This window comes from Amphibacillus xylanus NBRC 15112, assembly GCF_000307165.1.
Classification (GTDB): domain Bacteria; phylum Bacillota; class Bacilli; order Bacillales; family Amphibacillaceae; genus Amphibacillus; species Amphibacillus xylanus.
This window is the reverse complement of record NC_018704.1, coordinates 1,398,230-1,410,898: the sequence shown is the minus strand read 5'-3', so window position 1 is coordinate 1,410,898 and position 12,669 is coordinate 1,398,230. Positions and strand designations below refer to the sequence as shown.

10 protein-coding genes are annotated in these 12,669 nt (G+C 34.7%); 7 read left to right on the top strand and 3 right to left on the bottom strand.

Annotated elements, in window-relative coordinates:
* Positions 1–96: 96 nt before the first annotated feature.
* Together AXY_RS07025 and AXY_RS07020 are read right to left on the bottom strand one after the other, a co-directional pair.
* The gene (locus AXY_RS07025) at positions 97–1,794 is read right to left on the bottom strand and encodes a methyl-accepting chemotaxis protein (RefSeq protein WP_015010104.1); all 1,698 of its coding nucleotides are present in this window, start codon (positions 1,792–1,794) and stop codon (positions 97–99) included.
* A gap of 212 nt (positions 1,795–2,006) precedes the next feature.
* A complete protein-coding gene (locus tag AXY_RS07020; protein WP_015010103.1) occupies positions 2,007–2,666 on the bottom strand; it encodes a peptidylprolyl isomerase in 660 nt (219 codons plus the stop codon).
* A gap of 133 nt (positions 2,667–2,799) precedes the next feature.
* Between AXY_RS07020 and AXY_RS07015 the strand changes: the two genes are divergently transcribed.
* The gene (locus AXY_RS07015; RefSeq protein ID WP_015010102.1) at positions 2,800–3,597 is read left to right on the top strand and encodes an N-acetylmuramoyl-L-alanine amidase; all 798 of its coding nucleotides are present in this window, start codon (positions 2,800–2,802) and stop codon (positions 3,595–3,597) included.
* A 307-nt stretch (positions 3,598–3,904) separates the two neighbouring features.
* Here the strand turns inward: AXY_RS07015 and lexA are convergent, their stop codons facing one another.
* Complete coding sequence (gene lexA / locus AXY_RS07010) at positions 3,905–4,528, bottom strand: transcriptional repressor LexA (protein WP_015010101.1); 624 nt, start codon at positions 4,526–4,528, stop codon at positions 3,905–3,907.
* A 168-nt stretch (positions 4,529–4,696) separates the two neighbouring features.
* Between lexA and AXY_RS07005 the strand changes: the two genes are divergently transcribed.
* The 6 genes from AXY_RS07005 (at position 4,697) to acnA (ending at position 12,527) form a co-directional block, all read left to right on the top strand.
* Entirely contained in the window at positions 4,697–4,930 is a 234-nt protein-coding gene (locus tag AXY_RS07005) for a DUF896 domain-containing protein (protein WP_015010100.1), read from the top strand.
* Positions 4,931–5,040: 110 nt separating this feature from the next.
* On the top strand, positions 5,041–7,038 hold the full coding sequence (tkt, locus tag AXY_RS07000; RefSeq protein ID WP_015010099.1) for a transketolase: 1,998 nt from the start codon (positions 5,041–5,043) through the stop codon (positions 7,036–7,038).
* Between the two features lie 447 nt (positions 7,039–7,485).
* A complete protein-coding gene (sirA, locus tag AXY_RS06995) occupies positions 7,486–7,890 on the top strand; it encodes a sporulation inhibitor of replication protein SirA (RefSeq protein WP_015010098.1) in 405 nt (134 codons plus the stop codon).
* Between the two features lie 132 nt (positions 7,891–8,022).
* The gene (locus tag AXY_RS06990) at positions 8,023–8,244 is read left to right on the top strand and encodes a YneF family protein (RefSeq protein ID WP_015010097.1); all 222 of its coding nucleotides are present in this window, start codon (positions 8,023–8,025) and stop codon (positions 8,242–8,244) included.
* A gap of 247 nt (positions 8,245–8,491) precedes the next feature.
* Positions 8,492–9,637, top strand: a complete 1,146-nt coding sequence (locus tag AXY_RS06985) for an ATP-binding protein (protein ID WP_041450132.1) — start codon at positions 8,492–8,494, stop codon at positions 9,635–9,637.
* Between the two features lie 196 nt (positions 9,638–9,833).
* On the top strand, positions 9,834–12,527 hold the full coding sequence (acnA, locus tag AXY_RS06980; protein WP_155835480.1) for an aconitate hydratase AcnA: 2,694 nt from the start codon (positions 9,834–9,836) through the stop codon (positions 12,525–12,527).
* Positions 12,528–12,669: the final 142 nt, after the last annotated feature.

Sequence of the window (12,669 nt, the reverse complement as noted above, 5' to 3'; positions counted from 1 at the left end):
CTCAAATTTAACGTTATTAGGCAGGGGAGAAGCAAACTTTTCTGTATATAAAAAGGATCCGACAAAATAGTCAGGATCCTTTAATTAATTGAGTATTTATGATTCAAATCTTTCAATACTTAGATGTAATTTCTCCGCAATTGTTGCTAACTCTTTGGATGCTGCATAAATATCTTGCATCATAATTGTTTGTTCTTCACCAGATTGATTGATTTGACTTGTGTTTTTAGCTGAATGTTGAGCAATCGCCGTAATTTCATTAACTTCGAGTACTAAGCCATTAACTTGTTCTCTAATTAAATCAATTTCCTCTAATAGATGTGTAAGTTGTTCAGCATTTTGAGCCGTTGTTTTAGAAATTTTGTCAAATGATTCTGTAGTAAGAGCAATTAATTTATTACCTTGACTAACAGATTGATAACCTTGATTTGTTTTTTCTAATGAAACTTGAGTTTCTTTTTGAATTTCATTAACTAGTTGTGCGACTTCATCAACTGCAACGCTAGTCTGTTCAGCTAACTTACGGACTTCATTTGCAACAACAGAGAACCCTTTACCATGCTCTCCAGCTCGTGCCGCTTCAATTGATGCATTTAATGCAAGTAAATTAGTTTGTTCTGAAATACTAGTAATCAAATTAATAATTTGATCAATTTCCTTCGATTGTTCATTAAGTCGTTTTGAAATTTGGTTCATTTCATTCGTGTTTTCATTAATCTTGTCCATTTGTTCCATTGTTTCTTTGACAATTTCTTGTCCTGAGTTCGCGATTTGATCAGCGTTTTGTAAAGCTTGACTTAATTCATTAATCTCACTTGAGATATTTTGAATTGATTGAGCCATATTGCTTAGATTTTGATTAGCTGTTTCAGTTGATAGTGATTGCTTCTCAACGCCCGTGGCTAACTCACTAATAGCGTCATGGATTCGCTCCGTTGAATGATTTGTATCATCCGCTCGGGCAAATAGTTCCTCTGAAGTTGCTAAAATAACTTCAGAATTCTCTACGACTTCTTGAATTAATATCTTTAATGAATCAACCATCTCATTCACATCTCGAGCTAATTGGCCAAGTTCATCCTTTGTATTAATGTTTAAAGGTTCAAGATTCAATTTTCCTAATGATACAAGATTAACATGTTTACTGATGGCTTGAATCGGTTTAATTGTTCGTCTAACAAACAAGCTTGTTACAACTGCAGCTACAATTGGTAATAAAATGCCGATAATTAATGTTGGTTTAACCATTTGCCATGTTCGTTCGATGACAATTGAGCCTTCAAAATCAATCGCATTAATAGCTATGACCTCATTTTTGGGATTGTGATCTTTAAAAATTGGGGCATATCCAGTCAATCGCTTCATCCCGCCAAATTCATAAACTTCTGTATAGTAAGTATGTCCCGAAAGAATATGTTCAATTGCTTCATCAGGTAAGAAGAAATCATCTGACGCACTAAAACCTTGGGCTTTTAAATTGCTATCTGCTGCTAGCACCTTACCATCCAAAGATAATATGTAATGTGTTTCAAAGATTTCTTTTTGAATAACAGTCCATTCAATTTCTTCTTCAATTTGACTCAAGCGATCCTCATTACCGTTTACTAATTCATATAAGGCTTCGGAATCAATAATTCCTGTAGTAATATTAGCACAGCCTGTTAACTCGACTCCAGCTGCTTGCAGTACTTCCCGATAGCTAGATCGGTAATTCATGAATGATAGCGCACTTACACTTAAAAACACGATAATTGTTGCAATTATAGTGATTTTTCTAGTCACATTCATCTTCATCTTTTTTATATCCTTTCCGTATAACAATAATAAGTCTAATCAATTAATTATATCTATCAAATTTATAAACTGTCAAGCTAACCAACCTGGACAAAAGAACTACAAAATGAAACATAAAAAACGACCAATAAAAAGTAGCATTATCAGTCGTTTTAATAAATAAAAGTTTATGCACCGGTTTTTACAAAAGTCAACGAATATGTAATTAGAACCTATTGCTTAATTGGATCAGGATATTCTACACCTTTTGTATCAACTGTAATTGTTTTAATAAAGTAATCTTCTAGTGGTTTATCATTTTTGTCACGTTTTAAATACGCAATTTGATCAACTACACTCATACCTTCAATAACCTTTCCAAAGGCTGCATAGTCACCATCTAAACCAGGTACAGAATCTTGCATAATAAAAAATTGTGATCCAGCTGAATTTGGAGAGCTAGAACGTGCCATTGAAATGACTCCACGTTCATGAGTGATGTTATTTTCAAAGCCATTGTTTGTAAATTCACCAGGTATAGAGTATCCAGGACCACCTAAACCATTCGCATGTGGATCTCCACCCTGAATCATATAATTCGGTATTACACGGTGAAATGTCAGTCCATCATAAAAGTTCGATTGAATTAATGAAATGAAATTAGCGACTGTATTTGGTGCGATATTTGGATATAGTTCTATTACCATTTCTTGATCATCTTCCATTGTAATTGTGACAATTGGATTTTCTTCAACTACTGGGAAAACGACTGTATCGTCAATATCGTTATGATCTTCTAGCTTTGTATCACCAGAGTCACCACAGGCAGAAATAAAAATTAATAAGATTAAAAAGATAAATAATTTGCTCATTTTTTTCATAGAAACCATCATTTGTATCCTCCACATAATATCGTAAATATAGCGATATTATACACAAAAATATTAATAAAGTCATATGTGTATTAATAAAGTCCAAACTCTTTTTAATAAATTTCATATCAATACTATGAGAGGAGGTCAATTAATGAAAAAAGTGTTTATTGATCCCGGACATGGTGGGAAAGACCCAGGCGCTGTCGGGAATGGATTATTAGAAAAGAATATAACTTTAGATATTAGTCAAAGAATTAAGAATTATTTAGTTAGTAACTATGAAAATATTAGTGTGAAGATGTCAAGGACAAAAGATCAAACAGTCTCATTATCAGAGCGTACAAATCAAGCAAATCGGTGGAAGGCTGATTTATATGTTTCCATTCATATTAATGCTGGTGGAGGGCAAGGTTTTGAGAGCTTTATATATAATAGACAATTTAAGAATAAACCACAAACCGAAAAAATCCGTACAATGATTCATAACGCAGTAATGGATAAAGTTAACTGGACTGATAGAGGCAAGAAGCAAGCTAATTTCCACGTTTTAAGAGAAACGACAATGGCAGCAGTATTAACTGAAAGTGGTTTTATTGATAATCGTGGAGATGCAAGAAATATGAAGGATAGTAGTTGGTTACAAATTGTAGCTGAAGGTCATGCGATCGGGATAGCTAATGCACTTAACCTAAAGAAAAAGTCACTACCTGATAAAACTGGTCGATTATATCGTGTAGTATCAGGATCTTTCTTAGAGGAGGATAATGCAAGAAAGAGAGTTCATGCTTTAAAAAGAAAAGGATATGATAGTTTTATCGTGCAGCAGATGAGTCAAAAAGAGCGCTATTATCGAGTCATTGTTGGTGCGTTTAGTCAGTTTGAAAATGCTGAAAATAGAGTGAAAGATTTAAAGAAAGACGGCTTTGACAGTTTTATCGTTCAAATGTAAATAAAAATGGTTGTACAATATATAACGTTGGTGAGTTTGAAAACTTACTAACGTTATTTTTTTATTTTAAGTATATTTAATTTTATAACTCACGTTATAAACCGCAGTTAGCCGAACCTCCGCGTTCCATGGGCACGTCTTTTAGCTAACTCAGTCAAGCAAAGTATGCTTGCCTTAGTTAGCTAAAGGCCGTGCCCGCGGAAAGCGAGTGTATTTCATCTGCGGTGAACAAGTTCTATCTTTATTAAAACTAATATAAATTTATTCTCGACTAATTATAAAACCTACCAATACTATTTGATTTTTATTAGATTGTTTGTCTAAATAAACCGATCACTTTTCCTAAGATTGAAACAGAGTCCAAAATAATTGGCTCCATAGTTGCATTTTCTGGTTGCAGACGAATTTGGTTAGCTTCTTTATAGAAACGTTTAACAGTAGCTTCATCATTCTCCGTCATCGCAACAACTATATCACCGTTATTAGCAGTTTGTTGTTGTTTAACAATGACGATATCACCATCTAATATACCAGCTTCAATCATACTTTCTCCTACGATAGTTAGGGCAAAGACGTTCGCATCTGTATGTGACACTGAAGATGGAAGTGGAATAAATTCCTCGATATTTTCTACTGCAGTAATTGGAAGTCCTGCTGTAACCTTACCAATGACAGGAATGAAAGTTGTTTTTTCTCTCGGTATACCATCGAAATTGTCTTCTCTAATTATTTCAATTGCACGTGGTTTTGTTGGGTCTCTTCTAATATAACCTTTTTTCTCAAGTCGAGCTAAATGACCGTGCACAGTCGAACTTGACGCAAGGCCAACAGCTTCTCCTATTTCTCGGACAGCTGGAGGGTAGCCTTTTGTTTCAACATGTTCTTTAATATATTGTAAAATTGCTTCTTGACGCTTAGATAAGGATTGCACGATTAATACCTCCGTCCAAATTTTTATTTAATTATAGCATGTACGAACATATAAGGCAAACGTTAGTTCGCTGTTGATTTTGTTAATAAAATCATTGAAGTTGTACAAAATGTTTTATATTAGTTAAAATGTATAGTAGCAAATTTTAAAAATTATAAGGAGTTAACAATGTTATCAAAAAATAAATTAGCACGCATTAATGAATTAGCAAATAAAGCAAAACAATCTGGTCTAACAGCTGAAGAAAAGAAGGAACAACAGCTGTTAAGAGAAGAGTATCTTAAAACGCTTCGACAATCTTTTAAAAACCAATTAAGTAGTGTGAAGATCATTGATCCAGAGGGTACCGATGTGACACCAGAAAAAGTAAAGAACTTAAGGTTTGAAAATAAAGATAATTAAAGAAAGCGTTTAATATGACTTGTATATTATCCTATTTCATTATAGGATAATAAATGTAGATAAATGTCCGTACATATCTATGTACATAAATGAAAGGGGATACTTATTAAATGGTTAATCAAATTAAACAGACATCTATTAATACGATTCGTACGTTATCAATTGATGCTATTGAAAAAGCAAACTCAGGACACCCAGGTTTACCAATGGGAGCTGCTCCAATGGCATATACATTGTGGACTGAATTTATGGATCACAACCCAAAAAACTCTAGCTGGGTAAACAGAGACCGCTTTGTTCTATCAGCTGGACACGGTTCAATGTTACTTTATTCACTACTTCATTTATCTGGATACGATGTAACACTTGATGACTTAAAGAATTTCCGTCAATTAGGTTCAAATACTCCAGGACACCCAGAAGTAACAGATACTGATGGTGTTGAAGCAACTACTGGTCCATTAGGACAAGGTATTGCAATGACTGTTGGTATGGCAATGGCAGAAGCACACTTAGCTGCTAAGTATAATCGTGAAGGATTTAACATTGTTGACCACTATAGTTATGCATTAGTTGGTGATGGTGACTTAATGGAAGGTATTTCACATGAGGCAGCATCATTAGCAGGTCACTTAGGATTAGGTAAATTAATCGTACTTTATGATTCAAACGATATTTCTCTAGATGGTGATTTAGATAAATCATTCTCTGAACAAGTACAAAAGAGATTTGAAGCATATAACTGGCAAGTTATTCGAGTGGAAGATGGTAATGACGTTGACGAAATTGCTAATGCAATTAAAGAAGCAAAAGCAAATAAAGATCAACCTACATTAATCGAAGTTAAAACTGTTATTGGTTTTGGTTCACCGAATAAAGCAGGATCAAATACATCACATGGTGCTCCATTAGGTAAAGATGAAGTTCTACTTACAAAACAAACATACAAGTGGGAGCACGAAGAATTCTTCGTACCTGAAGAAGTATATGCTGACTTTGAAGAAAAAGTTATTAAGAATGGTCTAGATCAAGAAGAAAAATGGAACAAACTATTTGCTGAATATAAAGAAGCTTATCCTGAACTAGCTCAAGAATTTGAAACAGCTCAAAAAGGTGAATTACCTGACGGATGGGATAAGGATCTTCCAGTATTCACACCTGGTGAAGATACATTAGCAACTCGTGCATCTTCTGGTAAAGTATTAAATGCAATCGCTAAATCAGTACCAAATCTATTTGGTGGAAGTGCAGACTTAGCAGGTTCAAACAATACTCGTATGGAAGAAGACGAAGACTTTGATAAGACAAACTATGCTGGTCGCAACATCTGGTTTGGTGTTCGTGAATTTGCTATGGCTGCAGCACTAAACGGTATGGCTCTACATGGTGGTCTAAAAGTTTACGGTGGTACATTCTTCGTATTCAGTGACTATCTACGCCCAGCAGTTCGTTTATCTGCAATTCAGAAGTTACCAGTAACTTATGTATTAACTCACGATTCAATCGCAGTTGGTGAAGATGGTCCAACACACGAGCCAATCGAACAATTAGCTGCATTCCGTGCAATGCCAGGAATTACTGTATTAAGACCAGCTGATGGTAATGAAACACAAGCTGCATGGAGAATTGCAATGGAATCTAAAGATCGCCCAACTCTTCTTGTATTAACTCGTCAAGGTTTACCAACACTTGAAGGATCTAACTATGAAGGTGTTAAAAAAGGTGGTTACGTTGTTAGTCCATCTGAGAAAGAAGAAGCAGACGGTATTTTAATCGCAGCTGGATCAGAAGTTCAACTAGCTGTTAGAGCTCAAGCAGAATTGAAGGCTAAAGGTCATGATGTAAGCGTTGTAAGCTTACCAGCATGGGATCTATTTGAAGCTCAAGATCAAGCTTATAAAGATTCTGTATTACCAAAACATATTAATAATCGCTTAGCTATTGAAATGGGATCTTCACTTGGTTGGGATCGCTATGCAGGAGATGAAGGTGACATTCTAGCAATCGATCGCTTCGGTGCTTCTGGAGAAGGAAACCAAGTTATGGCTAAATTCGGCTTTACAGTTGAAAATGTTGTTGAGCGCTATCTAGCAGTTGCAAATAAATAATAATATTTTAAAGAGACTTAATTAATTAAGTCTCTTTTTTTGGTTCTACAATTTTTGGTGTTGGTGAGTTTTTTTCGAATTCATGGTCACCTTTAATTTGGAAGTGAAAAACAGCAGGTGAAATACACGAGACTCCTGCGGGAAGAGCACGAGCTGAAGATCCACTAAGGCAAGCGCTCTTTGCTTGCCTTAGTTAGCTAAAAGCCGTGCCCGCGGAAAGCGAGTGTATTTCACCTGCGGTGAACAAATTGTATCTTAATTAAAATTAATATAAATTTATTCTCGACTAATTATAAAACCTACCAACACTATTTGACATTGAACCCTTTTTTTATGTAATCGTTGGAATTGATGGTAATCTGACAAAAATAGATGATATTTATGACAGAGTGTGACACAATTTATCCATATATTACGCTATAATAGGGTAAAGGAGGTTGTCTTCGAATGATTCGTTATCATATATTTTTAGTAGAAGATGATGTATATTTTGATTTTTTCTATAAAACTGATCTCTTAAATCAATTCTTTACAAATTATATGTCTGATCCTAATCGAGAGGATTTAAGAAAACAATTTAATTACATAACCTGTCCAGTCCCTCGTGACCAAATTAATACGACAAAACAAAATATTTACATCACTGAACGTATCATTACTGTATTTTCAAATCAACAATTGATCTTGGACAACCATTTTTTAAACCAACTAGAGAAGTTAGACCGACATTGTTTTATTGTCGATCATACAAATAAAAAATATGGTTGGTTAACACCAAAAAAACTTAAATTTAATTGGTCAAAGCTTTCAGGAACTGATGAATTAGACAATTTATTAAATCAATCAATGTGAAATTAATGTCATTTAATACATGAAATTAGACTAAGCAATAGATAAATTCGAACATTATTACTTCTAATGTTGTAAAATAGGTTGATGTTTTATATACTAGAAAAGAGATAAATTGAAGGAGGCAAATGATTTATGGCAACAGGATGGGTTATACTAATTGCCGTTATTGCATTACTTGCTGGTGCGGCACTTGGTTTTTTTATTGCGCGAAAATATATGATGTCATACTTAGAGAAGAACCCGCCAATTAATGAACAAATGTTAAGAACATTAATGATGCAAATGGGTCAAAAACCATCACAAAAGAAAATTAATCAAATGATGCGTGCTATGAACGCACATACTAAAAAGTAAATCTGAATTAATAAATCCCTTATACCATATGGTGTAAGGGATTTGTTTATGAGAAGAAGAAATAATCACTTGGGATTATCTTGTTTTTAACGTATTTTATGACTATAATTAATTATAATCGTTATTTTCCGTCTTATTCTTAAGAATTTTATCAAAATTGGACTAAAATTACTAATAAACTCATAAAATGACTATATCTTTGATATGATTAAATAGTAGTGGTAGCTGATTTATGATCGAGAGGGGAATGTGTGTGTATTCTCAACGAAAAATTGAATATTATCACGTAAAGCAAGACGAAATTCGTTTGACGATGGACACGCAACTCGCAGACTACCAATTAGCCAATTTACCAGAGCAAACACTTAAATGGATTGAACATCATGGATTTGATTTTATGGGTGTGAGTAGTTCAAAAGGCGAAATACTCTATGTCTCATCGTCTGTGGAAAAAGTACTAGGTTATCAATCTGATGAGTTAATAGGTCAGTCATTTTTGAACTTCATACCAAAACAAGTCAAAAAAAGCTTTTTAGATACATTTCAATTAGACATATATTATCGCCAAAGATTTACCCTTCAGTTAAAAAGTTTCACTGAGAAATTGATTTGGGTCGATTTAATTATCAAACCGATCTACATTAATGATCCTAAATCTGTTGTTTACCTTTTCTTAGCGAAAAATATAACACCAAAGAAGGAATCAGAAGAACTCTTAATCCGCTCGGAAAAAATGTCTGTGTCAGGGCAATTAGCATCAGGAGTGGTTCATGAAATTCGTAATCCGCTCACATCGATAAAAGGTTTTATTGAACTTTTACAAGCTGGAATAGATCGAAAAGAAGAGTATTTTAAAATAATGATAGAAGAAATCGAAAAAATCGAAAAATTATCGACTGAATTATTGTATGTTTCTCGACCATTAACACAAGATCATTCCTATCAATGGCTGAAACAAATGATAGAAGATGTCATTGTGTTGCTAAATACACAAGCAATGAAAAAGGGAATCAATATCATACTTGATTGTCCTCAAGATGTCGTCGTATATGCTGATAAATCACAAATTAAACAAGTATTCATTAATTTAATAAAAAATGCAATTGAAGCTATGACGGAATCGGGAAATATTTATATTAAAGTCCAAGTTTCAGGAGAGTTTAGCTTAATTTCCGTAATTGATGAGGGACCAGGGATTCCTAAACATTTAATTCATCAAGTGAAAGAACCTTTTTTCACAACCAAAAAAGAAGGCACTGGGCTAGGATTGATGATTACAACGAGCATTATTGAAAATCATAATGGTATCTTTAGTATTATCCCAAATCAAGGTAAAGGAACAACTTTTAGTATAAAACTCCCACACTATGATTCAGCAATGATAGATTCATAAAATAATAGAAAAAGACAGGAAACTGTCTTTTTTTGTTCAGAACTTTTAGATTATTTAGTCTTTTAAACAAAATGTAAGCCCTATATATTTTACTTATTTGCCGTTTTACATTAAAATAGGGAAGTATATCGGTACGTTGCACTTGTATTTTATCTAAATATTCTGAACGTACACAGATTTAAAGGGGGTATGCATGATGTCATTGAATACCAAACGATCGTTTGAACTAAATGGCCAAAAGTATCATTACTATCAATTAAAAGCATTAGAAGATGCAGGGAAAGGGACAATTGATCGGTTGCCTTTTTCTATTCGAGTTTTACTAGAATCATTGATTAGACAATATGATGGCCGAGTTATTACTGAAGAACATATCGATGGATTAGTAAGATGGGGAAAAACTGAAAAAACAGATGTACCATTTAAACCTTCAAGAGTAATCTTGCAAGATTTTACTGGTGTACCTGCAGTAGTAGATCTAGCTTCACTTAGAAAGGCAATTGTTGACTTAGGTGGAGAGGCTGATCAAATTAATCCAGAAGTTCCTGTTGATCTAGTCATCGATCACTCTGTACAAGTTGATGAATTTGGTACAGCGACAGCATTAAGAGCAAATATGGAGCTTGAATTTGAGCGTAATAAAGAACGCTATGAATTCTTACACTGGGCTCAGAAAGCATTTGATAATTATCGCGTGGTTCCGCCAGCTACAGGGATTGTCCACCAGGTAAACTTAGAATACTTGGCAAGTGTCGTCCATCAAGCTAAAACTGAAGATGGAGAAATTGAAGTTTTCCCTGATACTTTAGTCGGAACGGATTCACATACGACAATGATTAATGGTATAGGTGTACTAGGTTGGGGTGTAGGTGGAATTGAGGCTGAAGCAGGCATGCTTGGTCAACCGTCATACTTCCCAGTTCCTGACGTTGTTGGTGTGAAGTTTACGGGAACGATGCCAAGCGGTATTACAGCAACTGACTTAGCACTTAAAGTTACACAAGTTTTACGTGAAAAGAAAGTAGTAGGGAAATTTGTTGAATACTTCGGTCCTGGTTTGAAAGAAATGCCACTAGCCGATCGTGCAACAATCTCAAACATGGCCCCTGAATATGGCGCAACATGTGGATTCTTCCCTATTGATGATGAATCATTAGATTATTTACGCTTAACTGGACGTAGCGAAGAGCATATTGCCTTAGTCGAGAAGTACTGTAAAGAAAACAATTTATGGTATGATTCAAATGCTCCAGATCCTGATTTTACTGAAATAGTAGAAATTAACCTTTCTGAATTACAACCAAGTTTAGCTGGTCCAAAACGACCACAAGACTTAATTGAATTATCTGATATGAAAAAATCGTTTAATGAAGCAATTACTGCTCCAGCAGGAAATCAAGGCTTTGGTTTAGACGAATCAGAATTCGATAAAGAAGTTAAGGTTAAGCATCCAAATGGTGAAGAATCAGTTATGCGTACAGGATCATTAGCAATTGCTGCTATTACATCTTGTACCAATACATCAAACCCTTATGTAATGCTTGGTTCAGGTCTTCTTGCTCGAAATGCAGTTGAAAAAGGCTTAACAGTACCTGAGTACGTCAAAACATCATTAGCACCAGGATCTACTGTTGTTACTCAGTACTTAGAAGATGCTGGATTAATGCCATATCTAGAGAAACTAGGCTTTAGTTTAGTTGGTTACGGCTGTACAACTTGTATTGGTAACTCAGGACCTTTAGCTAAGGAAGTTGAGGATGCAATTATTGAAAATGATTTAACAGTAGCCTCTGTCTTATCAGGTAACCGTAACTTTGAAGGGCGAATTCACCCATTAGTTAAAGCTAATTACTTAGCCTCACCTCCTTTAGTTGTAGCGTATGCTTTAGCTGGTACGGTTGATATTGATATTCATAAAGATCCGCTAGGCTATGACCATGATGGCAAGCCCGTGTACTTTGATGATATCTGGCCTTCATCTGCAGAGATCCGCGAGCAAGTGCATAAAGTTGTTACACCTGAAATTTATGAAAAAGAATATAAAAATATTTTCACATCAAATGAAAAGTGGAATGCGATTGAAACAACAGACGAACCACTATATGAGTGGGACGATAAGTCAACATATATTCAAAATCCACCATTTTTCGAGAATCTTTCAATTACACCTGAAAAAATAAAGCCGTTAACTGGTTTACGTTTAATCGGTAAGTTTGGTGACTCGGTTACAACTGACCATATTTCACCGGCAGGTGCGATTGCTAAAGATATGCCAGCTGGCCGTTACTTACAAGAACAAGGTGTCACACCGCGTCATTTTAACTCTTATGGATCAAGACGTGGTAACCATGAAGTCATGATGCGTGGTACATTCGGTAATATTAGAATTAAAAACCAGTTAGCTCCAGGCACAGAAGGTGGATATACAACTTATTGGCCAACAGGAGAGGTTCTTCCTATCTATGATGCAGCAATGAAATATCAGGAAGAAGGAACAGGTTTAGTCGTTTTTGCAGGACATGATTATGGCATGGGGAGTTCACGAGATTGGGCGGCTAAAGGTGCTAGCTTATTAGGCATTAAAACAGTTATCGCACAAAGTTATGAAAGAATTCACCGTAGTAACTTAGTAATGATGGGGATACTTCCACTTGTATTTCCTGATGGCGTTAATGCTGAAACATTAAATCTGACTGGTCGTGAAACGATTAATATTGACATTGATGAGTCAATTCAGCCTAATCAAAAGGTTAAAATTACTGCGACTGCAGAAGACGGAAAAGTTACAGAATTTGAGGCTATCGCACGCTTTGATAGTGATGTAGAAATTGAATATTACCGACATGGTGGTATTCTCCAAATGGTATTGCGTGAGAAGCTTAAAAAGTAAGTACTTGTCCTTACACGAAGCAATAATCAACCTATAATTTATTAAAACACCTTTTACTAAGTTTAAACACTTATAAAAGGTGTTTTTTCTTGAACCAAGTTTCTGTATGGCAAGTTTGAATTATGCTAAACTATATATTGAG